The following is a 22,406-nucleotide window of genomic DNA, read 5'->3' on the forward strand; positions in this document are numbered from 1 at the left end:
CGCATCGGGGTGGGGCAGGCACGGAGGCCTGCCCCTACGGCTCGTTCGGTACCAGTGGCTTCACTCTCTTCCCCCACATCGCCGGCGGCGGCTCGTGCGTTGCCCGATCTACCGGATGCTCGGCGAGCATCTTCATCGCGGTAGCGACAGCCTGCTCCAGCTGAGCATCGTGTCCGTCGGCGACATCCTTCGGCCAGTTCTCGACGTCGATGTTCGGTGAAATTCCCTCGTTCTCCACCGCCCACGCCTTGCCGTCTTTCCTGAAGAACCCTCCGCGCGGTGCGTACATGATTCCGCCGTCGACGAACAGCGGCGTATCCCATATCCCCACCAATCCGCCCCACGTCCGTTTGCCAACGAGCGGACCGACGCCACGGAACTTGAACATGTACGGCATGAGGTCTCCGCCCGATCCCGACATCTCGTTGATGATCATCACCTTGGGACCCCAGATTCCAGCTGCCGGGCTCGTGAAGGGATACCTGTCACCGACCGGATTGTTGAAGTAGCCGTCGATCGAGCGCTGCAATACGTCGATGATGTAGTCCGCAGCCGATCCGCCACCGTTGTATCGCTCGTCGATGATCGCGCCCTTGCGATCCTGCTGCGCGAAATAGTATCTGTTGAAGCTGCTGTAGCCGCCCTCTCCAGTGTTCGGAAGATGCACGTACGCAAGCTGTCCGTGCGACAACGAATCGACGATGTGACGGTTGTGCTCGACCCATGCGCGCGCGCGCAACCCGGCGTCGTTCGCTATCGGAATCACATTCACCCGACGCGCTCCCTCCATCGTCGGGCGCGCACTGACTGTCACTTCCGTCTGGTGGCTCGCCGTTCCGTCGAATGCGCGGTAGATACTCTCCGGAGCGCGAACGGGGATTCCGTTTACCGCAAGTATGTAGTCACCGACGTGCACGTCCACACCAGGAGCCGTGAGCGGAGCGCGCAGCTCCGGATTCCAGCTGTCGGTTCCGTAGATCTTGGTGATTCTGTAATAGCCGTTCTCGACGGCGAAGTCTGCACCCAGCAACCCGACCGTTACACGCGGGACCGCCGGCATGTCGCCGCCACGCACGAACGAGTGGCCGATCGCTATCTCCGAGCCCATCATGTCGAGCAGATAGTTGAGATCCGCGCGGTGCATGACGTAGGGAAGCAGCTGTCCGTACATCTCCTTCATCTTCGGCCAGTCGGTTCCCTGCAGATTCTTCAGATAGATGTAGTCGCGCTGATTCCGCCATCCCTCATCGAAGATCTGCTTGAACTCCGCCTTGGGATCGACCAGCATGCTCAATTGCGCGTTGAGCTTCCCCTTGCCTGCTGCCGGTGAAGTCGGCGACGTCGCGTCGACGAGAAACAGCGCACCCGTCGGGCCCGGTGTGCGGTACAACAGCTTCTTGCCGTCGGCACTTACAAAGAACTGCTGCACGTCGTGCACGAAATCGGTCGCCTTGCGATCCTTCAATTCGTATCTGTGAAGCACGGCGCCGAAAGCGGGGTTGTCCTCGGTCCCCGTCTGCGGGACGTTCTCCATGAAGAACACTGTGCCCGCCGATCCGGCGCGCAACTGATCGTAACCACGCTCCGCGATTCCCGACACGTCTACTACACGCTGTTGCAGGCCGTCGAAGTCGATCACGACATTGCGACGCGGCGCGAGCATCGCCTTGAGCGAATCCGACATCGGTTTCTTCGTCGTGTCGGATGTCGCCGTATCAGCCGCTGCCGCCTTCCGTGCCCGCGGAGCGCGTGGTGGCATTCCCGGAACCGGTGGCTCACTCGGGATACCTGCATCCTCGTCGCTCTCGGGGAGCAACGGTGATGGATCGGTCTTCTTCAATACCGCGAGATACAGCGCATCGGTCTCGAGGTGTCCGTAGCTGGACATGTCGAGCCAGCCGGACCCGAGCCCAAAATCGGTGGAGGCGAGGAACCAGAGATACTTGCCGCTCGCGTCCCACGCCGGCGCCTTCGCGTCCGCGAGACCATCGGTCACCTGATGAGTCTTGCCGTCCGTAATGTCGTATACGAATATCGCGCGGTAGAGAGATGGAAGCCGTTTCGCGTACGCAACCCAGCGTGAGTCGGGACTCCATACCGGATCCAGTGACCGATCGGGTACCATGAACTCGTCACCGCCGATGTCGGTTGCCTTTCCGGTCGCGACGTCGACTACCCACAGCCGCAGATCGGTGTCCTGCAATACTATGTGCTTCCCGTCGGGCGACCACGACGGCGTGTAGTAGTGCGTCGGATGCGGCAGCGCGATCGAGCGCGCCGGCTTGCTTCCGTCGGCGGATGCGATGACCAGCTGATACTCGCCCGATTTGTCGCTGAAGTATGAGATCCACTTGCCATCCGGCGACCATGCCGGATCTCGCTCCGCGGATCCGCTCGATTGCGTCATGTTGCGCACGTCGCCCTTCTCGGCGGGGACCGTGAAGATCTCGCCACGCGCTTCGATCGCCGCACGCTTGCCGGTCGGCGACAGCGCGATGCTTGCGATGTTGCGCGATACGTCCTTCCACTGCGGCATCATCCATGGGAAATCGCCGGCCACGTTGATGTTCACCACGTGTTCGCGACCGGTCTTCGGATCCAGCTCGTGAACGTAACCGCCCTGCTCGAACACAATCGCGTCGGCGTCCGCGTCCAGCGTCTTGACATCGAAGTCCGAGAAATCCGTTATCTGCTTCACCTGCTTCGACTGCATGTCGTACGACCACACGTTCGACACACCATCACGATCCGAGAGGAAGTACACCATATGGTTGCCGTACCAGACCGGATACATCTCCTTGGAGTTCGGACGCGGTACCGTGTCGACAGCCAGCGTCCTGGTATCCATGATCCAGATCGGACGATTCTGGCCACCGCGATAGTTGCGGCGCTCCTCGTCCCACGAGTTGTTCATCCTGTAGGCGATGTGCGCGCCATCGGGCGAGATGTGTCCCTGATAGGCGCGATACATCGGCATCGCGACCGACGGCCCGCCTTCGACCGGAACCGTGTACCATCTGGGCTCGGGCGTCGGAAGATTGGATGATCGCGTCGACGAGTACACGATCGACTTGCCGTCCGGCGTCCATCCCTGCACCTCATCCGGTGCAGGATGCCATGTCAGCCGCTGCGGCTCACCACCCGCCGCGGGCACGACGTACACGTCGGTGTTGCCTGCATACTCCGCGCTGAACGCGATCAGCCGCCCGTCGGGGGAGAAATGCGGCGACGACGTCTGTCCCTGGAAACTCGTCAGTCGCTGCGCAGAGCCGCCCGCACGCGGAACGACCCAGATGTTGTTCGCATACGCGAAGGCGATCTGTGTTGCACTGACGGTAGGTGAGCGGAGCATACGCGTCTGAGCCGGCGCGATTGCCGGAATGAACCAGACGATGGACGCGAGGCAGATGGCGCGACGCATGGCGGCGGGAGTGGGAGTTGGCGTGTCGGCGATCATGAACAGCTGCAAGGATCAGCTGCGAAAATGCACACGCCTTTCACCCGCCGCTAGAGACGGAATGCCGAGCGGTTGCAGGACCGCCGCGAGCGGCTCGGCATCCCTGGCTGCTACATGGAGATATTCGTGTTTGTCGTGTATCGGTAACCTGACGGTATCTCGAACAACGCCGCCGGCTGCGGGCCCAGCCTGACGGTCGTTATCGCCATCGAGCGCGTACTGGTGTGCTGGATTCCCTTCTCATTGACCGTGCTTGCCTTCATCTCGGTCCGCAATGGCGTCCCCTCGAGTGCCTGAGCGCGCACCCTGGTCTCCTCTTGGACGAAGTCGGCGTCGGTTTGTGCTTCCGCTGTAGCGGCGTGTTCGAGCAGCGCCATGATCGGGTTGTTCCCGAGATCGAGCCCCGGGCTGACCCAGTAGTCGGTAACGACTGTGTGATGCTCGGTTCCACCGTCGAACCCCATCGCAACGATGTGCACATCGAACCGCTCGGTAATCCGGATCTGCTCCGTTCCGTAGCCGAGTAGCTTCTGTCCCGTCGCTACACGCGCGAACGAGATCCTGGTGTTCTGCACCTTGAACTTGACGAGGGGCGACACCGCCTTGAGCGACGTCCCGATGATCCGCTCGAAATTCGGTGAGCTGATCTGACTCACTTCCTTGCGATCGGGATGTACGGACAGCATCCGCTTCCCGCCATCGGTGAGAATGATGTAGTCGTGCGAGTCGTTCCTGTCCATGTCGATGCGGGTGCGATCGCCATGCACCCGGACAGTCCCATTGGTCTCGGAGCCGGACTCGTCCCTCGTGGTGAACGTGTACATGTAGTCGCCAGCTGGCGGCGGTGTTGGTACGTCGCGACATGAACGCGTCGCGCTGTTACCCGCCAGAGTGGCACCGATTAGCATCGCAATTGTACCGATCATCTCTCCCCCTGTTGTTCCACACGAACCGCTACGCCAGATGGGTCACCGCAAACAGATATACGGTTCGCGGAGCAACCGGGGAGGGCATGGTCCATGCAGCCCTCATACGTGCCGATTCAGCTCCGGAGGAGAGATGGACAAGCGGGAAAAGCCAGCGCCGAACGATCGTTCCAAAACAGATTCGACAGCCGGGACAAAGAAGCCGGTGCGCCCCGATCCACCCCGCACCACAAGGGGCAAGTGGACTGTACCGAAATTCGGGTCCGCCGGCAGTGGCGGAGCGGAGCTGGAGCCCGGTCCGGAAAAAGATTGATCGTGTAGCTGAACGTGTAGTTGCGTATTCTTCACGTAGCGGCGAGGTACACACTTCGCCGCCAGGGTCTCCCTGCAACACGATCCATCCGCACAGGAGCGATCAGGAATGGCCAGCGCGACAACTACCAAGGCGACACACAAGTCACCGCACCTCGCGGCGCCAGATATCAACCCGTCGTTCACCAAGGGTGTCTTCCTCGGTGAGATTCGCGAGGATCTGGTCTTTCCGTTCCCGGTGATGTCGCCGGAAGAGACCGAGTCGCTTCGCATGATCATCGACGCGTTGCGCTCCTTCGCTGCCAGCAACATCGACTCGGCGAAGATGGACCACGACGGGAAGTTTCCTGACGAAGTCCGACACGGATTGCACGAGCTCGGTCTCATGGGCCTCAACATTCCGGAGGAGTACGGCGGCTTCGGTGCATCGGCCACGGTGTTCAACCGCGTCTTCGGAGAGCTTGGCGGAACCGATCCTGCGCTCACCGTCTATTTCGGTGCGCACGAGTCGATCGGGTGCAAGGGGATAACGCTCTTCGGGACCGACGAACAGAAGAGCGAGTGGCTTCCGCGTTGCGCGACGGGCGAGATAGTCGCAGGGTTCTGTCTCACCGAGCCTGGCTCCGGCTCCGACGCACAGGCGATGGCATCAACCGCCGTACTCAGCGACGACGGAACGCACTACGTGCTCGACGGCAGAAAGATTTGGATCTCGAACGCCGGCTACGCCGGCATGTTCACGGTCTTCGCCAAGGTGCCGGTGATGATCGATGGCAACATCAAGAAACGCGTCACGGCCTTCATCGTCGATGCACACAGCGATGGCATCATACTCGGTCAGCCAGAGCAGAAGATGGGCATCAAGGCGTCCGACACGCGCACGGTCACGTTCGAAAAGGTACGCGTTCCCGTTGGAAACGTGCTCGGTGAAGTGGGACAGGGATTCCACATAGCGCTCGAAATTCTCAACTCGGGCCGGCTGGGCCTCGCTGCGGGATCGTCACGCGGTGCGCGCCGGATCATGACCGAAGCCGCCAGATACGCCAACCAGCGCGAGCAGTTCGGCAGATCGATCGGCTCGTTCGAGATGATCCAGCGCAAGTTCGCGCAGACCGCCGCCGACATCTACGCCGCCGACTCCGCGGTGATGCTCACGTCAGAGATGATGGACCGCGGCGCGATAGACTTCTCGCTCGAGACCGCCGCGTGCAAGGTGTTCGCGTCGGAGCTCGCAGTGCACGCAGCGAGCGAAGCAATGCAGATCGCCGGCGGAATCGGATACTCGAAAGAATTCCCGTACGAGCGTGCGATGCGCGACTCACGCATCAACATGATCTTCGAGGGCACCAACGAGATCCTTCGCGCGCTGATCGCGTTGAGCGGTCTGCAACAGCCCGGTGAGCGCCTCAGGAAACTTGGCTCCGCATTCAAGGACCCGCTCCACTCGATGGGGGAGATCAGCTCGTACATCGCGGGACGTGCGAAGCGCGTTGTGAAGAAACCGGAATTCACACGCGTGCATCCGTCGTTGGCCAAGGAGGCGGATCGCGTCGCGACGCTGATTCACACTCTCGCGCTCGCTGTCGAGAGCGCAGTGATGAAGCACGGCAAGAAGATCGTCGAGCGGCAGTTCATTCAGGAGCGAATGGCCGACGCTGCGATCGGCATCTACATGAGCACCGCCGTGCTGTCGCGAACGACCTGGGAGATCGAGCGCGCCGGAAGCGTCGATGCTGTAAAGCCGGAGATGGACTGCGCGCGCCTCTTTCTGGCGGATCGTTATCGCCAGGTGCGTCGCTCGATCCGACGCATATCACGCAACCAGGACGATCGAATGAAAGCCGTCGCCGAGCGCGTGCTGGAGACGTCCGAAGCAGCACCGATAGCGCCGTCGGATCGCGTGTAGTGTCGGTTTGACTAGTCTGGTCAGACCATATACTGTTAATGCATGCGCGACACGTATTCCCTGTATGAGGCCAAGGCCAAGCTATCCGCGATAGTTCGTCAGGTGCGGGAGGGCCATCCGGTCGTGGTCACTTTGCATGGCGAGCCGGCGGTGGAGATTCGGGCCGTGTCGGGTGTGCGAGAAGGCATCGACGCCAAACTTGAGAGGATGGCCGAGCGCGGGGAACTCCTGCGTCCCAGTGGTCCTCGACGGTCTTTCCCCAGGCTTGCTCGGCGGCCAGGTGCGGTCGATCGATTTCTTGCTGATCGAGGCGAATGACGCAAGGAAGCAAGTCCGGAGTCGCCTACGTCGACACGTCGTGTCTGGTAGCGGTTGCTCTGGGTGAGCGTGGCGCGTCCGCACTCGACCGTCGGCTGAGTACATTCGGCGAGCTCGTCTCTTCCAACCTGCTCGAAGCTGAATTGCGGGCCACGTTGACGTGCGAAGGCGTCGTTCTGGATCCGGGCTTTCTCGCGGACATGTCGTGGGTGCTTCCTGCCCGTCCGCTGAGTGCGGAGATCGAGCGCGTAGTGGCCGCTGGCTACATACGGGGCGCCGATTGCTGGCATCTGGCAGTGGCGTTGTACATCGCGGATGATCCTGCCGAAATCACCTTCCTCACCCTGGACAACAAACAGCGCGAGGTTGCGCGGTTGCTGGGCTTTGGTATCTGACCTACGCCTGCTACCCGGCCTTCCTCACCCCGAATCTGATTTCCATCTGAGGTCTGGGCTCTGCTCGTTCAGGTTCGTCGAGCTCGGTGGACTCGTCCACCAGGTGGCTCAGCTTGTAGAAGAGGTGGAGGGCCTGGATCGGGGCGATGTGGCTGGTCGGGCCGGCCTTGGCTATCACGGTCGCTTCCTCGCGAACGATACGTGGAAGCTGCCGAGCCTGCGGGAGGGCCAGGAGCCGGTAGATCTCTATAGAGTGGCGGGCCAGCAATGCTGCGCAGAGGGCGTCAAGGAAGGCTAGCACAAGTTCTCCGTCTGTCAGGTCTTAATGTACATATTGCAACTATTATCGGCAAAATGGAAGGGGAATTAATCACAAAGTGGTAACAATTCGAGCAGGATTCGGTCTCTTCATTATCGGCCCCCAGAGGTCGCCGACGGCCTCGAGACGGCCTGGCAGGGTGCGGATCGTGAAGTCTCTGGGATCGAGAGCGGGCGTCAGCTCGTCCCAGCGAAGGGGGGTGGATACCGATGCCTCCGGACGAGCCCGTACGCCATAGGCGGCCGCGATGGTCTTGCCGCGGGCGTTCTGGCCAAAGTCCACGTAGATCTTCGAGCTGCCACGCTTGCTTATGGGCCTCACCACCGTAGCGGACTGCGGATGCGCACCGGCAACCGCCTCGGCGATCAGGCGCGGGACGCGCTCCGCTACGGCGTCCGTGGAGTTGGGCGGAAGCGGGATGACGATGTGGATTCCGGTGGCGCCGGATGTCTTGACTCCCGCACGAAGGCCGAGATGATCGAGCGCTTCCTTCACCCACAGCGCGACTTCGATGACACGCGCGAAGGGAGACTTTGGACCGGGATCCAGATCTATCACGGTGAAGTCGGGGTTGCTCAGCGATCCTACCCGCACGTTCCACGGATTGCATTCGAAAGCGCCGATCTGCGTGCAGTAGAGAGTCGTGCCAAGCGTGCCGCCGATGATGCGTTTCTGGATTTCTCCCGCGGGCGACTTTATCGACTCGACGCGGACGACGTCGGGCGGATTGGGCGGAGCCTTTTGCTGGAAGAAGAACTTGCCGGCGACGCCGTCGGGGAAACGCTTGAGTGACAGTGGTCGATCCGCCAGCACCGTACGCAGGTACGGCCACACGCTGGTGTAATAGCGCATTACTTCGCCCTTGGTGATCCCGGGCTTCGGAAAGAAGATCTTCGCAAGGCTCGACACCTTCAATGAGCTGTCGCGCCCGAGCTGAATCACTCCGTCGCCACTCGCGGCTTCGACGGCCTTAAGTTGGTCGGTGACCTTTCGAAGCGCGGCAGCGGACGGCGTCATGCAGCTGCGATCAGCGTGATGAATGCCAGACGCGCGTGCCGTCGGCTATCTCGTCCATGGTGCGGTTTGTCGTCACCGACTTCACATACTTCGTGGTGAGTATCGATTCGCTTTCGGGATGCGCGTCTTCGTCGCGGTGCTTGATGAGAAGCCATGATGGTTTCGATGCGCTTCTACCGAAGCCGCGCGTACGCACGAGTGCGTAGGATCCCTTGATGCGTTTTCCGTGGAAGTTGATCTTGAGCTCGCCGCGCTCGTACTGATCGCGCGCGGCGGAGTTCATGTCGTCGTCAGGTGGATTCTCGATCTCGTACGTGCCGTTGTCCCACAGCATCACAGTGCCGCCGCCGTACTCGCCAGATGGGATCGTTCCCTCGAAGCTGTTGTACTCGACGGGGTGATCCTCGACCTGCATTGCGAGACGTTTCACGCCGGGATCGGCGGATGGGCCTTTGGGCACGGCCCAACTCTTCATCACTCCGTCGATCTCGAGTCGAAGGTCGTAATGAAGTTGAGTGGCGGCGTGCTTCTGAATCACGAACTGGAGCTTCTTAGCGGCGGCGGAACGAGAAGACTTTCGCGCGCGCGTCGATGCGCCCGAAGGCTCCATTGTTTTCTCGAAGTCGCGTTTGCGCTGGTATTCCGTCAGCTGCTCGGCGGCGCTCGGCGCTTTCTTCGCCGCGGTCTTGCTCGCGGATTTGCTTGCAGTCTTGCGTGCAGTTTTGCTTGCAGTCTTGCTTGCAGTCTTGCTCGCAGTCTTGCTCGCAGTTTTGCGCCCGGTCTTCTTGCGAACGGCCATGGTCAGTGGTGGCGGCGTTGTGTGAAACAGAAAAGATCGGACGACGCGATTCGCATCATCCGATCTTCACGACGTCGGCAGCTTGCGGGCCTTTTTGACCCTGAACGATTTCGAACTCGACCTTGTCGCCTTCAGCGAGCGACTTGAAGCCGTCCGATTTTACAGCACTGTAATGAACGAACACATCCGGGCCGCCTTCGCGTGAGATGAAGCCGAAGCCCTTGGCGTCGTTGAACCACTTGACAGTTCCTTTGATCCGTTCCATGCCCGGGGTTTCCTCCGGAGTTTATCCGGGGCAAGTTTTGTGCACCATCATGCGGCGCCAGCTATGTAGCGCGCGATGCGCCCGCATTTGACGCAGCGAAGCGTCACGTGCGACTGCGGTGGTGGCGGCGTAATGTGTGGCTCGCGCTCGATGTTCGCAGCTCCGCAGGCAGGACAGCTCAATGGATCGCCAGTGCGATCTCTGCTTACGAGTGCCAGGACCTGGGCGGGGTTGTAAGTATTCGGTCGGGGTTTGCGCATACTATCCTACGATATGCCGAACGATTGTTCGACCTGGTTGGCTGTAGTGCTGGGGACGTGCTACGAGACACGTCTACGTACCGCCAGCTCAGAATGGACGCACCGACGGATAACCTGAATAGTAGTAGCTCAAGTCCGCGGATGGTCCTCCGCCCGTCTTATACCGGGGGTGGAACGGAAGGTTCCCTTCACCCTATTCGGGTTCGATTGCATCTGAATGGGCCAGGCGCGGATACATCCGCGCCCTACGGGGGAATGACGGCGCCCGGCTAATCCCAGTCGTGGCCTCTTCTATAGACGTGGCGTTTCACGCGCCATGGTTTGGTATCGCTGGTCTCTCGGCCGGAGGCAAAATTGGTCGGGTCGTCTATCGAATCGCTCATGTCGCACGCCTTGGCGGACGCCTCGTCGGCCCAGTGCACTATTTCGGCTTCCACGGTCATGGGTTGTACGGGACTTCCGAATTCGAGGCTGCCGTGGTGGGAGAGGATCATGTGCTGGAGCTCGAGGATCTGACCTTCGCTGCAGATAGGCGCGCCGAGCTGCGCGAGCGCGCGCTCCAGCATGAGCGCGCCCAGGACTACGTGGCCGAGTAGAAGTCCGCAGGGAGTGGTGGAGAAGCCGGTTGGGGCGACGTCGTACGCTTCGACCTTGCCGATGTCGTGCAGCAGTGCGCCGGCGAAGACCAGGTCCTGGTTTGCACGTGTGGTGCGTGCGGTGGCTCGCGCGATGGACGCGACTTCGAAGGTATGGAGGAGCAGGCCGCCGAGTTTGGCGTGATGGCCGGCCGGCGATCCAGGAGTGCGCTCGAAGCGGACGCGGAATTCGTCGTTTGCGAAGAAGAGATCGACGACGCTCTTGAGCGTGCGCGACTGCATTGCAGCGCGCTGCTTGTCCATCCAGTCCCAGAGGGCGGTGCAGTCGCCGACGGACTCGAGGAATGAGAGGACGTCGACCTGGTTTTCCGGGATCACGCGGAGCGGCGCCGAGAGGGCGAGCTGGCGTTTGGCGGATCCATTGCGGCCGTAGAGCGCGACGTCGCCGATCGCCTGGACGACCTTGCCGCGGTCCGCGCCGTCTGCCCAGTCGAGCTTGTCGGACCAGATGGGCGACGTGTCGATTCTGCCGGAGGAATTGCCGAGTGTGAGGATCGCGAACGGGTCACCGTTGGCGGTCTTTTTTTCCGTGCGCTCGAGCACGAGGAAATCACTCTGGACCCGCTCGCGCTCCTGGAGCGCAGGGATGTTGACGGCTGGCATCGTGATGAAGGTGATGGCGCGGGGTCGATCCGGCAATAGCGGAAACTGGCTTCCTTGCTTTCGGTATTTGTTCGGTATAAGCTTTTCTCATCAACCACGCCGAGTGCGCCATGCCGAAAACAGATGTCTGGTTCGATCCAAGCCGGTACGCGACTGTCGCGGAGCGGATAGCGCTGTTCTACAAGAGTCATCCGGGCGGGCGGATACTGACGGAGCTGGTGAACCGTGATACGGAGTCGGTGACGTTCAAGGCGCTGGTATTCCGGGGCGAGGGAGATACGGTGCCGGCGGCGACGGGATGGGCGACGGAGCGTGAGGGGGACGGCGACATCAACACGGTGGCGTGTCTGGAGAACACGGAGACGTCGGCGATCGGGCGTGCGTTGGCGAATCTTGGCTTCACGGCGGCTCGCGAGCGGCCCAGTGTCGAGGAGATGGAGAAGGCGGGCCGAACGCGGCGAAATCGCGGAATGGCGGTTAGAAGAGCTGATGCTGTCGCTATCATGGCGGAGCAATCGCCGGAGTATCGGAGTGCGTCCTCGGATCTGCTCGGGTTGCTCGTCGATGCCGAGCGGGCCGGGCTGCCCAGGGAGCGGGCGCAGCGTCTGCGCGACAGGCTGGAGCGGGGGCCTGCGATTCTTCCGTCCCGGATGGTTGAGTTGGAGCGGTCGCTGAGGAACTGGCTTTTCAGGAAGGAGAATGTCACCGGGTCGCGTCTATCCCCATGAGCGGCGGAACATGAGCTGAACGTGAGCTGAACGTGAGCTGAACGTGAGCTGAAAGTGAAAGGGGGCGGACGTGGAGGGTTGGCGGTTTGGGGAGCGGAGCGACATCGAGCTGCTGACCGGGATCCGGCGGAATGAGCTGCGAGCGTTACGCGAGTTCGTCGCCCGGTACGAGCCTGTGCTTCTGGACCAGGCTCGGCGGCTCTCTGTAAGTCCGAGTGATCGGGGGATGATCGTAACCGGATTCCTGGACGACATCCTGGTCAAGCTCGCCAGCGGGAAGGCGGAGGCACCGCGGTCACTGACCGCATTCGTGATCACGTCGTTCCGCAACTGCGTGATCGATCTGCATCGTGAGGCGACGGTGCGTGAGCGGCATGCGCGATCGGAGGAGGAGGCGATCGGCACGGAGTACGTAGTGCGTGCCACGTGCTCCGAGTTCATGCTGCGCGCGGCGCGTGGAGATGATAGTGGCGAAGAGTCGTCATCATCCGCCGCTGCCGAGCTTGTTCGTGTGCTGCTGGATGGATGCTCATCGGACGAGCGACAGCTGCTGGTCTGGAGCGCGCACCGCGTTCCGTTGCGTGAGTGCGCCGCGTGGCTCGGAATCGGTTACGACGCGGCCAAGCAGAAATTGTCGCGGCTCCGCGTGCGGCTCGTACGCGACAGCATCACGCACCTGTCTTCCCTTGCCGACTCCGATCGCAGAGAGGTATCGCGTCTGCTGCGACGTGCCGGCATAAGAATCAATAATGACGGAATGAGGTCCACAGCATGACCGGAGAACATCAGAACCATTCACTTCATCTCGAGATCGATAGCGACGACGATACCAACTCATTCACCCGGCTCGTGGGCGATGCGTTGGATGCGAGCGGTGATTGCAGCGCGTACGAGAACGACCGGTTTCTCGCGTGGCTCGAGCGTGAAGTGCATGGACGGAGTTCTGTTGCGGATCGGCAGTCGAGCGAGCGTGCGGCGCAACAGATCGCGAAACGTGCTCAGGCGCGCATTCGTGCGGCTCGCGTAGCTGCAGCGCTGCCGGCGCGTTCGTTCAGGGTTCGTCCGGCCGCACTGGTGGGGGACTTCGGCCACGTTGCGCGCGCAGCTTCGGAGTCCGGTTGCGCGCCGTGGGTGGAATCGCTCGCGGTCGCGGCCGGTACCGGGCGTGAGATCTGGGACGAGCCGTGCGAGCAGTGGGTGGAGCTGCCAACCGGATTTGCAGGTGCGGGCAATCTCGCGCTCACCGTTACGGGTGACAGCATGACGCCGTGTCTCGAGAGTGGTGACGTGATTCTCATCAACACCAGGAAGCCTGTGACGCGCGACTGCATAGTCGTCGCGCGTCGCGCGGATAATGGTTACGTGGTGAAGCACGTGACGAAGTGTGGACGGGCTGCGTTGGAGCTGTCGTCGTTCAACAGCGCGTACGAGCCGTTCGTGATCGATCGAGTGGCGGGAACAGTAGTGGGAGTGGTGATTGCGAAGCTGGTGCGCGATGGAGGAGTATCGTGAGTGAAATCGCCGACTGGCTGGACGATGCGGTTCCCGCGCTGGAGCAGGCGATTGTGCGACGGGCGATGTGCGACATCGGGATAGTGGAGATGCCGCCGGGATCGAACCGGTCGCCGAGGATCGATGAGTATGTGGCTGCGGTGGGGTCGCCGGTCGGGTCGCGGTGGTGTGCGGCGGCGGTAGCGGCGTGGTGGCGGGAGTGTGGTGCACAGGTACCGCCGTTGAATGGCGGGAGCTGTAATGCGTGGATGGCGTGGTCGAAGCGGCAGAACTCATGGAGCAGCGTACCCGTCGCAGGCAGCGCAGTAGTGTACGGGACCAATGGGATCGCGGTGCATATCGGCGTGATCGTGCGCGTTGCGCCGCTGCTCTTGAGCGTCGAGGGAAATACGAGCATTGCTGGCAATTCCGATCCGGGCGGTATTGCAGTCGCACTCAAGCAGGTCACGGCGTCGCGCGTGCTCGGGTACATCAAGCCAGGAGGTGCACAGCAAACGAAAGGGCAGTAACGCGGGTGCCATTACCCAACCAGGAGGATCGATGCAGCAGGTGCAGGACGTTTCGATGCGGAACAGGATCACGAATGTCGTGGCAACGACAATCGCGATAGCCGGAGCGATAGTCGCGTCGCCGTCGGCGGTGGCAAATCTGCCAGACGCGGTCGTGACGGTTCTCAAGACAGCTGCGACGCTCGGGAACACGACGCAGCCGTTGATCGTGACGGTAGCCGGGATTGTCGTGGCGGCCGTGACACATCCGCCGGCGTGGCTGAGCGCATTGAAGCAGGGGATCACGAGCCGATTGTAGTGGACGTGAGCGCGAGGTGAGCGCGGGTCACATGCGACACAGAGAGCGGCTCTCCAGTTCGGAGGGCCGCTTTTCCGTCGATGTCACCGGGTTCCGTCTGTGAAAGTGTGAGCTGCGCGAATGCGCGATCACTGTGCAGACATCGAACTAGGGAGTCGTTGCATGTGGAGAGACAGTAGTAGATCGCCGCGAATGTGGCACGGAGCCACGCAACATGCGATGTGGATGGTCGCATTGTTTCTCGCGACCGCGCTGAGCCTCGTACCAGCGTTCGCATCCGCCCAGGTGATCACTGGTGGAGGAACGATCAATCAGAATCCAAACGGAAGCTATTCGGCATCGTTCACCGTTACCGGTACCAGCGGGCACATCTACGATTTCAGCAGCAGTTGTACGGGATATGTCACCTCATGCGGTGTACCATCTCCCGAAGGGCTCAGCGCACGCACGGGGCATTTGAGTGCGACGGCCACTGTCACTTATACGACCGCTTCGGCCGGCAGTGGCACGCTTACTTTTCAGACCTTCGACGAATCCACTCTCGGCACGGTTTCGGCGACGCTGAACGTGTCACCGGTGAACACAGCCACGCCGTCTGTGACTGCAGATGACAACACCTGGTACACATCCGAAAATGCGAGCACCAACTATCCTCATTTTCATATCACCAACAACGGCAATACCGCGGCGAGTTACACGTTGTCGTATTCGTGTTCCGGCAATGTGTCGAGCTGTTCCGTAAGCTCGCCTAGTCCAACGATAGCGGCCGGAAGCTCCGCCGATATAGCGGTTTACTACCACACGGGGCCGTTCACGAGCGGGAACGCGACCGTCGGGTTGTCCGCAACGTCACCGTACTCGGAGACGGCGTCCAAGTCGATTACGGTGGTGCCGCTCTCGGAAGCCGTATCGGTGAGTCCGAAGGGTGGTACGACATCGGTATCGATACCAGGGGCGCAGGGAAGCGTGCCGTTCACTGTTATCGATATGGGCAACTCGAGCCCGGTGACGTACCACGTCACGTTCTCGTGCAGCGGAGTAGTGACGACGTGTCCGTCGCCATACGATCTGGCGGTAGCGAGTGGTTCGCCTGAGACTCGGTACCCGCAGTTCTGGGTGAGCCCCGACCTGGCTGGTGGAACGGGAACGTTCGCGATGACGGCGTCGATCTTCGACGGGTTCAATACTTATAGTGATTACGGATCGTATACAGTTACGGTACCGGATACGAGAACCTACACCGTTGCTGTTACGCCTACAGCGTTCGACGACTACACGGCAGAGAATGTATCGACCAACTACATCTTCACTGTAACGAACAACGGGAATACAGCAGCGACATATAGCCTTGGCGCTTCGTGCACCGGTGGGGAAACAAGTTGCGCAGTGGCGCCGACCGTGTACCTCGCCGCCGGATCGTCATCGCCTGTGGCTGTAAGTTTCAACACGAGTGCTGCAGGAAGTACAGGGTATGTCTCTCTCGTTGCGACAGGGTTGTCAAACAGCTCGACCGGCCAGGTTCACGTGATCCCACTGTCTCAAGCCGTGAGCGTTTCGGCGGGGGTGGCGAGCGCCGCGATGACACAAGGCAATTCGCAGGCACTGGGCTTCACGATCAGCGCGATTGGCAACACAACCAGTCCGATCACCTATACGCTCGGTACCGTTTGTACGGGTGTTGTGACCTGTCCTGCGACACCAACGCCATCGAGCGTCAATATCACGCCAGGCAGTCCCGGAAGCAGCAACGGTCTCGTTACCGCTTCGAGCAATCCTGCTGGCGGCGCGGGCGCGGTGACACTGACCGCGAGCTACACAAATGCATGGGGTCAGCTGTACCAGTCGAGTGCGACGACGACGATAACAGTTCCGGATGTGCGGAATGACTCGGTGATCGTTACGCCCAAGAACGACTCGATCGTGTCCGCTCCGGCCAATGCCAGTACGAGCTATGGCTTCAAGGTCCGTAACGCGGGAAACAATTCGGCGACGTACAGTCTTTCCATCACCTCGTGTACGGGGACGGCAAGCGGTACGGGTGGATGCTCGTTCGGGACGGGCGGTAATACCATAACAGTCAATGCCGGCAGCACGGGGACCGCATCGGTGTACTTCAGCACCGGCCCCGTGAATCAGACAATCACGATCGGGTTGCACGCAACGGCTACGACGCCGGCCGGTCACGTATACTCCGACGATGGTCTGGTCGAGATCATTCCTGCCATCAAAGGTGCGCCGATCATCGACCTGAGCAAGGCGAACTTCGGAGAAGCGATAACACGTGACCGATGCCTGACGATATCACTCGGCAAGGGTGCTGCATACAACTGCGGCGATCTGAGGCTCGTACACGTGCTTCCGACCATCCAGACCTACACCGAGCCGCGGACGCCAGCGCTGATATACGACAGCCAGCACGCAGCGCCGCATCCGATTATTTCGGCGGATGTGATACTTCCGTCGGACTCACTGCTTCCGCCGACGGTGAGTGAATCGCTCAAGGTAGCTGGAGTAACGCGCGCCACGGCTACGTGGGCTGGATCAGCATGGAGTGCGACCGGCACGGCGAGGCGTGTTGCGCTGTCGTTCGACGCATCGAGCCTTGCTACAGGAGTGTATCCATACACCGTCACTGTGACGAGCAACTTCACGTCTGGACCACTCAGCACCAGCGCGTCCGGAAATCTCATCGTGGTGAACAGGAGCGCGAGCTCTGGATGGTGGGTTGCAGGCGTGGAGCAGCTGTTCTTCCCGTCCGATACATCGACGCGTCTCTGGGTTGGCGGCGACGGCAGCGCGCGACTGTATCACTGGGTGAGCGCCAACGTATGGAAGGCGGCCAGCGTCGACCGGCCGGACAGTCTCACGCTCTCGGGAAGCACCTATACGCGCTGGGATGAGCATCGGTTGCAGGTACAGTTCGATGCATCGGGAAGACACGTTGCAACGGTGACGCGCCAGGGGCACGTCACTTCCTTCGGCTATAGCGGAACAGTGCTGACGTCGATCACAGTACCTGGTGCATCGTCGGCGTACACGTTCTTCCGTACCGGTACCGCAATCGACTCCGTGAAGAGCCTCGATCGCAAAGTTACGCTCACGCGCGGAGCTTCGAGTCTGACGTTCACCGACCCCGACGGTAGCACTGTGCGGTACGACTATGCGGGCTCGACGCCGGTCATCAACAAGCGAACGGATCAGCTTGGCAACGTTACTACATATCAGCTCGACTCGATCTCCAGCACGCTTTCCGGCGTGAGCGTCGCGATGCAGAGCCCGTCGTCGGCGATAGTCACAACTTTCCGTGCTGCCGAGGGTGCCGCGCTCTCGGGTCCGATCGACAGCGACAGCGTGTATACCCTCGTGAATGGTCCTCGCGCCGACACTACGGTTACCAGGGTGTGGGTCGATCGCTTCGGCGAGCCTGCCAGGATCGTGAACGCGCTTGGTGGGTCCACGTTGCTCGAGCGGACTGACTCGCGGTTCCCCGCGCTGGTGACGCAAACAACCGACCCAACGGGATTCATTACTACCGCTACGTACGACAGCCACGGCAACGATTCGACTGTCACGAGACACAATCCTCTCGGCGACGGCTCCAATCCGACCACTTCGTACAGCTGGGACCAGACATTCGATTTCATCAGCGGTATCACTCAGCCAACGGGTGAGAAGATGACGATGATCTACGACCCGGCGACAGGAAACAGGACATCGCAGTACCCGGGCACGAGCTCGAGTCGTGCGGTGCAGTTCTTCTACGATCCGGTAACGAAGAATCTTTCTGCGTCTCAGCTGCCTGGCACGACTGCTCGTGACTCGATTGCGTATGACTCGCTTGGAAACGTCGCGTTCACGAAAACGCCACTCGGTCACGAAACCACGTACGCTCGTGACGCAACGGGACGAATCGTCGGGACCACGGGACCGCTCGACAACGCCGGTAATTACCACATATATACACAAATTCAGCTCGACAGGATGGGCCGTGACACGATGGTCGCGAGCTGGAGCGACTCGGGCGCCAACTCACCGGGTTATATAATCCGCAAGAGTTACGACGCCGAGGGGAATCTGCTATCCGTCGTGAGCAAAAACGATCCGAATCAGGCCATCGGGACGATCAGAACGACGATGACGTACGACGCACTTGCTCGCGAAACGGCAGAATATACGATCGGCGCTGCCGGTGATACGGTGACAGCAAAACATTTCACATACGACGCCGCGGGGAACAGGACCAATGGCGGATCTGATGGCGGAGCCGGCGTATCAGTTACGTTCGACGCACTGAACCGGCAGATCATGCGCAAAAGCATCGATGATTCGGCCGCCTATTCATACGATGCGGCGGGTCGGTTGCTGACGGCAAACAACCGCTACGCTCAAGTATCGCGCGGCTACTATCCTGGTGGTGCGCTGCGCGTGGATACTCTTCGGGTAGCTGTGACGGATACGACTGTGGGAATCCCCGCACGGTTTGCCCAGCACGTGTATCGCGATTCGGTAACGTACGACGCTTCCGAGAGAAGGGCTACGTTGATATATCCCGACAACAGCGCCGCGACGTATGCGTACGATCCGGTGTTTGGTAATATCGCAACGATCATTGGTCCCGTCGGGAAGGCATACTCGATGCAGTACGATCTGTCGGGTCGCCTGGCCGAGCAGGTAAGGTTGAGCGGGACTGCAGACAGTGTTTACGAATCGTTCGGATACGATGACGATTCGCGTCTGGTGCGCGACACCGTCAAGGGAGCCGGTCTGTACAGCTCGACGTTGCGTACAGGGTCAGTGCAATATGACGCACGCGACAAGGTGTTGAATGCTCCAAACAGCATTGCTCCGGAAGCGTTTACCTACTCGCCGCTTGGCGCTGTTATCGCCGGCAACACGATGAGTGGCGCGACCGAGGAGTTCACCGTCGATGCTCTAGGCAATGCATACACGCACGAGCTGAATGGCGTGACGTCGAGCTATGCCTATCATGCTGGCACAACGCGGCTCGACATGATGCTGACGCCGAACGGGATCTACACCGATACCACGCGGTACGCGTACGACATCGACGGCAACCGGCTCGATGAGACGACCTCGCACTATCTCTCAGATCCGACGCCCGGGTTCACCAACAACTGTGCTCCAGCGGGCGATGCTCTCTGCATCAACACGGCAAGGAGCTACTCGTACAACGACGAGAACCTTCTGGAGCAGACCTATGTGATGATCGATTCGACGGTCACTCATCCGGGCTACTATCCGTACACGACCGACGAGCACTTCCGGTACGACGCACTGGGCCGGAGAGTGTGGGCCCGGATGAATCACAGCGCGAACTGCAGCAAGCAGAAGCCGTGGGGTGGCTGCTTCAACACGCTGCTGCGCTCGGTGTGGGACGGTAATCAGTTGATCTACGAGATCCAGACCAGTGCCGACAGTACAGCATCACTGGAGAACGACAGTCCAAGCGGGAGCGGGAGCTACGGGATCGTGAGCTACGTGCATGGTGCGGAGCTGGATGCGCCGCTCGCGATCTACAAGGGTGGGAGCCTGGCCGTGCTACCGTATGTGAACTACCGGGGCGAGACGGATATGGTTGTTTGCCCGAACGTGTGTAGCGGTGTGCCGATGCCGGGTCTGACCGATGGATTGAACCATCTGGACGGCGGGACGACATCGGGCCCGACGGGGTTCTATGGTACGCTTCAGTCGGAGGGGAAGACTGGAAGCGGGCTGGTGTATGCGCGGAACCGGTACGTGGATCCCGAGACGGGCAAGTTCACGCAGGCGGATCCGATCGGGCTAGCGGGTGGGGTGAATGCCTGGGGGTTTGTGGGCGGGGATCCGGTGTCCTACAGTGATCCCTTCGGCCTGTGCCCACCATGGCCCGATTGCATCGCTCAAGGCATCGCCAATTGGGGCGCTCAGCGCGGTGGTACCGTCGGCACAATTGCCCTAAACGGCGGTGCAGCGCTGAACGCAGGATTCGAAGCGATCGGCATCAATGACGCCGCGCGAGGTGGCGAGGCTATTGGCAATGGTCAGTACAAAGCCGCCGCAGGCTTCCTCGCCCTTACCTTTGGTGGTGAGGCATTCAAAGGTGCAAAACTGCTCAAGAATGTCCACGGCGGTTCTGCTACGGTGGACGAGGCATTGCGAGGAGCGGAGAAGTGGCTTGGGGAGGGATACCGAGAGCTGGACGAGGGAGTATTCCGCTCAGCCGACGGCACCCGACAGTTCCGTATGACAACGCGGGACTTGACAGACAAGAACCCGCATGTGCATTTCGAATCGGTCGGAAAGAACGGCAAGACGATCGAGCAGAACGCGCACGTTTATCTGCAGCAATAGCTGCAAGAGGACAAATGCGATACGTCACACTGATTCAGCCAGCGGACATCCACCCGGCGGCGAGACACTTCAAAGGGCTTCCGGCCGAACTGACGAATGAGCAGGATTCTCCGGAAGAGATGCCCTGGCCACGGGTTCTCGTGATCAGACAGAGTAAGGGGGGAGTCTTTCTCGATCGTTACACCGAGGAAGGCGAATCGGGCGGCGACACCTGGCACCAGAGCATTGAGGAGGCGCGAGAACAAGCACTCGCTGAGTACAACGGCAGCGTAGGGCCGTGGCGGGACGTTCCCGCGGAAGTGGATGATGCGGAGCTGATCGCCTTCGCGCTAAGCGAATTCGGCACACAGTAGCGCCACGTTATCAGGTGAGAGCCGCATGAGGGATTCGCTCATGCGGCTCTCGTTCCAAACAGAAGACAGTTCTACGGCTGTTTGGCCGTCTTGCATCACTACGATCCCCTAGCGCCATCAGGTCTCAATTCGGAGGCACGCAGGATGCACGCGGGGGTGTTGGTCCTCAGCCGGGGTGAGCCACGTCCGTGGCGGCGATCCGAGCGCGATCAAGTCTTATGGAGAAGGCTGCGGGATGTCGCTGGGAGCCTGTGCCCGCGCCTCGAATCATCCGACGGATCCGCGCCCGATCACCGCGTACTGCATTTGCTCCTTCTCGCGACATCGGTTATCAAACAGCTCGGTGCAGCTCGGCGTGACCGCGACTCTCGATGCTGTCATGGACTCGGAGGCGACTGCGACTCGCGCACAGCGAACAGCACACCGTGCACGAGTGTCCCTCGACACCCTGGTATCGGAGACGATCCGCACTCTTCCTAATGGCAGCAAAGCATTCCAGTCTGAAGTCTCTGGGCGAGTTCCCGGAAGTAAGGCCGTATACGAGAGGCAGGTTGACGCTTCTGGAAAGACGTTGGAATTTACCAAGACTACGGTCGATCCCGCTGGCAATGATGTTCATGTGAAAGACAAGATTCGGAACACCACCATCTACCCTCAACAGCAAGGCCGCCATGAAAGACCGTGCTAGCTTGCTTCGATCCTTGATCGACTTCGACGATCCAATTCAGGAGATCATGGCCGAACTGCAGCAACTCCCATGGGATGTCGAGATACCCGTGGTTCAGTTCTCCGTTGGCGATGCCACATCCGTTCTAAGGAGATACGAAGCCGGTCAGCTCTCTGCACCAGATATCGAAGCGTGGGCCAATGCAATTGAGGGACGCGATGACATCGGTATCGACGATCATCTGGACCTGCGTGAAATGATTTACCAGCTTGCCAACCCGTCATTGACGCAACGATTGACTCGTGATGCAGCACAGGGCTGGCTCAAAAAGCTAGGCGGATAATTGGTCGACGACTGCGGCAGTAGTGGATGTCTCGTTACTGCCGCAGTCGTGCTTTCTGACTTCTGCGCGTCTGCAACATAAGTGCGACCTCACCGTGCGGCGGCGGGTCGTGTATAGTCCTGGGCGTCGTGCGCTGTTTGCATCGCAGAACCTCGGGAGTGGTGAGCAGCAGTAGGCCGAGTGTGAATTGGTGCTTCGTGAGATGGCCGGATCACAGGACCTCTGTCGCCCATGCGGATGATTCGGGAGCGAGCTGTGTATTTCTTGGCGGATCATTACGATCCTGTCCGGATCTCCGAGCTTCATTACCCTCCGTGTAGCCACGGCCCAATGCTGCGGACGAGCATTCAGCTATCGTCGGGGGCGTGCGCCAGCTCCCGGCACGGCCGACCAATCTTGAGACCGTCCGCGC

The 22,406-nt window shown here is 60.6% G+C and carries 18 protein-coding genes; 10 read left to right on the forward strand and 8 right to left on the reverse strand.

The features are described 5' to 3' along the window. Positions 1–34: 34 nt before the first annotated feature. Together V4529_12200 and V4529_12205 are read right to left on the reverse strand one after the other, a co-directional pair. A complete protein-coding gene (locus tag V4529_12200) occupies positions 35–3,457 on the reverse strand; it encodes a PDZ domain-containing protein (protein MES2359084.1) in 3,423 nt (1,140 codons plus the stop codon). A 110-nt stretch (positions 3,458–3,567) separates the two neighbouring features. Next, positions 3,568–4,383, reverse strand: a complete 816-nt coding sequence (locus V4529_12205) for a hypothetical protein (protein MES2359085.1) — start codon at positions 4,381–4,383, stop codon at positions 3,568–3,570. A gap of 421 nt (positions 4,384–4,804) precedes the next feature. Here V4529_12205 and V4529_12210 point away from each other — a divergent pair, with 421 nt between their 5' ends. After that, complete coding sequence (locus V4529_12210; protein MES2359086.1) at positions 4,805–6,601, forward strand: acyl-CoA dehydrogenase family protein; 1,797 nt, start codon at positions 4,805–4,807, stop codon at positions 6,599–6,601. Positions 6,602–6,915: 314 nt separating this feature from the next. Next, entirely contained in the window at positions 6,916–7,314 is a 399-nt protein-coding gene (locus V4529_12215; protein ID MES2359087.1) for a PIN domain-containing protein, read from the forward strand. Between the two features lie 10 nt (positions 7,315–7,324). Here the strand turns inward: V4529_12215 and V4529_12220 are convergent, their stop codons facing one another. The 6 genes from V4529_12220 to V4529_12245 all read right to left on the reverse strand — a co-directional run bounded on the left by V4529_12220 (position 7,325) and on the right by V4529_12245 (position 11,233). Further along, a complete protein-coding gene (locus tag V4529_12220) occupies positions 7,325–7,615 on the reverse strand; it encodes a hypothetical protein (GenBank protein ID MES2359088.1) in 291 nt (96 codons plus the stop codon). A 69-nt stretch (positions 7,616–7,684) separates the two neighbouring features. Continuing rightward, positions 7,685–8,650 (reverse strand): hypothetical protein, encoded by a 966-nt coding sequence (locus V4529_12225; protein MES2359089.1) that lies wholly within the window; start codon positions 8,648–8,650, stop codon positions 7,685–7,687. A 10-nt stretch (positions 8,651–8,660) separates the two neighbouring features. Next, positions 8,661–9,449 (reverse strand): DNA polymerase ligase N-terminal domain-containing protein, encoded by a 789-nt coding sequence (locus V4529_12230; protein MES2359090.1) that lies wholly within the window; start codon positions 9,447–9,449, stop codon positions 8,661–8,663. Positions 9,450–9,504: 55 nt separating this feature from the next. Beyond that, positions 9,505–9,714 carry a cold-shock protein gene (locus tag V4529_12235; protein ID MES2359091.1) on the reverse strand — a complete coding sequence of 70 codons (210 nt, stop codon included), beginning with the start codon at positions 9,712–9,714 and terminating at the stop codon, positions 9,505–9,507. A gap of 47 nt (positions 9,715–9,761) precedes the next feature. Next, entirely contained in the window at positions 9,762–9,974 is a 213-nt protein-coding gene (locus V4529_12240; GenBank protein ID MES2359092.1) for a hypothetical protein, read from the reverse strand. A 269-nt stretch (positions 9,975–10,243) separates the two neighbouring features. Next, a complete protein-coding gene (locus V4529_12245; GenBank protein ID MES2359093.1) occupies positions 10,244–11,233 on the reverse strand; it encodes an HD domain-containing protein in 990 nt (329 codons plus the stop codon). A gap of 110 nt (positions 11,234–11,343) precedes the next feature. Here V4529_12245 and V4529_12250 point away from each other — a divergent pair, with 110 nt between their 5' ends. From V4529_12250 to V4529_12285, 8 genes are all read left to right on the forward strand, one after another. Beyond that, positions 11,344–11,961, forward strand: coding sequence for a hypothetical protein (locus tag V4529_12250; GenBank protein ID MES2359094.1), 618 nt, complete (start codon positions 11,344–11,346; stop codon positions 11,959–11,961). A gap of 226 nt (positions 11,962–12,187) precedes the next feature. Beyond that, positions 12,188–12,736, forward strand: a complete 549-nt coding sequence (locus tag V4529_12255) for a hypothetical protein (GenBank protein ID MES2359095.1) — start codon at positions 12,188–12,190, stop codon at positions 12,734–12,736. Beyond that, complete coding sequence (locus V4529_12260) at positions 12,733–13,473, forward strand: S24 family peptidase (GenBank protein MES2359096.1); 741 nt, start codon at positions 12,733–12,735, stop codon at positions 13,471–13,473. The genes V4529_12255 and V4529_12260 overlap by 4 nt, the downstream gene beginning before the upstream one ends. After that, positions 13,470–13,982: a hypothetical protein gene (locus V4529_12265; GenBank protein MES2359097.1), complete on the forward strand. Its 513-nt coding sequence runs from the start codon at positions 13,470–13,472 to the stop codon at positions 13,980–13,982. Before V4529_12260 ends, V4529_12265 begins: the two co-directional genes overlap by 4 nt. Before the next feature lie 31 nt (positions 13,983–14,013). Further along, positions 14,014–14,280 (forward strand): hypothetical protein, encoded by a 267-nt coding sequence (locus V4529_12270; protein MES2359098.1) that lies wholly within the window; start codon positions 14,014–14,016, stop codon positions 14,278–14,280. Between the two features lie 192 nt (positions 14,281–14,472). Then, positions 14,473–20,631, forward strand: a complete 6,159-nt coding sequence (locus tag V4529_12275; protein MES2359099.1) for an RHS repeat-associated core domain-containing protein — start codon at positions 14,473–14,475, stop codon at positions 20,629–20,631. A gap of 14 nt (positions 20,632–20,645) precedes the next feature. After that, positions 20,646–20,984: a hypothetical protein gene (locus V4529_12280; protein MES2359100.1), complete on the forward strand. Its 339-nt coding sequence runs from the start codon at positions 20,646–20,648 to the stop codon at positions 20,982–20,984. A 671-nt stretch (positions 20,985–21,655) separates the two neighbouring features. Beyond that, positions 21,656–21,994, forward strand: coding sequence for a hypothetical protein (locus V4529_12285; protein MES2359101.1), 339 nt, complete (start codon positions 21,656–21,658; stop codon positions 21,992–21,994). Positions 21,995–22,406 lie beyond the last annotated feature (412 nt).

Source organism: Gemmatimonadota bacterium (assembly GCA_040388625.1).
Lineage (GTDB): Bacteria > Gemmatimonadota > Gemmatimonadetes > Gemmatimonadales > Gemmatimonadaceae > Fen-1247.

Coding starts and splice junctions, on each gene's coding strand:
- V4529_12280 (MES2359100.1), top strand. CDS start 20,646: ATGCGATACGTCACACTGATTCAGCCAGCGGACATCCACCCGGCGGCG.
- V4529_12215 (MES2359087.1), top strand. CDS start 6,916: ATGACGCAAGGAAGCAAGTCCGGAGTCGCCTACGTCGACACGTCGTGT.
- V4529_12245 (MES2359093.1), bottom strand. CDS start 11,233: ATGCCAGCCGTCAACATCCCTGCGCTCCAGGAGCGCGAGCGGGTCCAG.
- V4529_12200 (MES2359084.1), bottom strand. CDS start 3,457: ATGATCGCCGACACGCCAACTCCCACTCCCGCCGCCATGCGTCGCGCC.
- V4529_12255 (MES2359095.1), top strand. CDS start 12,188: ATGATCGTAACCGGATTCCTGGACGACATCCTGGTCAAGCTCGCCAGC.
- V4529_12250 (MES2359094.1), top strand. CDS start 11,344: ATGCCGAAAACAGATGTCTGGTTCGATCCAAGCCGGTACGCGACTGTC.
- V4529_12205 (MES2359085.1), bottom strand. CDS start 4,383: ATGATCGGTACAATTGCGATGCTAATCGGTGCCACTCTGGCGGGTAAC.
- V4529_12270 (MES2359098.1), top strand. CDS start 14,014: ATGCAGCAGGTGCAGGACGTTTCGATGCGGAACAGGATCACGAATGTC.
- V4529_12235 (MES2359091.1), bottom strand. CDS start 9,714: ATGGAACGGATCAAAGGAACTGTCAAGTGGTTCAACGACGCCAAGGGC.
- V4529_12225 (MES2359089.1), bottom strand. CDS start 8,650: ATGACGCCGTCCGCTGCCGCGCTTCGAAAGGTCACCGACCAACTTAAG.
- V4529_12210 (MES2359086.1), top strand. CDS start 4,805: ATGGCCAGCGCGACAACTACCAAGGCGACACACAAGTCACCGCACCTC.
- V4529_12285 (MES2359101.1), top strand. CDS start 21,656: ATGAAAGACCGTGCTAGCTTGCTTCGATCCTTGATCGACTTCGACGAT.
- V4529_12275 (MES2359099.1), top strand. CDS start 14,473: ATGTGGCACGGAGCCACGCAACATGCGATGTGGATGGTCGCATTGTTT.
- V4529_12230 (MES2359090.1), bottom strand. CDS start 9,449: ATGGCCGTTCGCAAGAAGACCGGGCGCAAAACTGCGAGCAAGACTGCG.
- V4529_12260 (MES2359096.1), top strand. CDS start 12,733: ATGACCGGAGAACATCAGAACCATTCACTTCATCTCGAGATCGATAGC.
- V4529_12240 (MES2359092.1), bottom strand. CDS start 9,974: ATGCGCAAACCCCGACCGAATACTTACAACCCCGCCCAGGTCCTGGCA.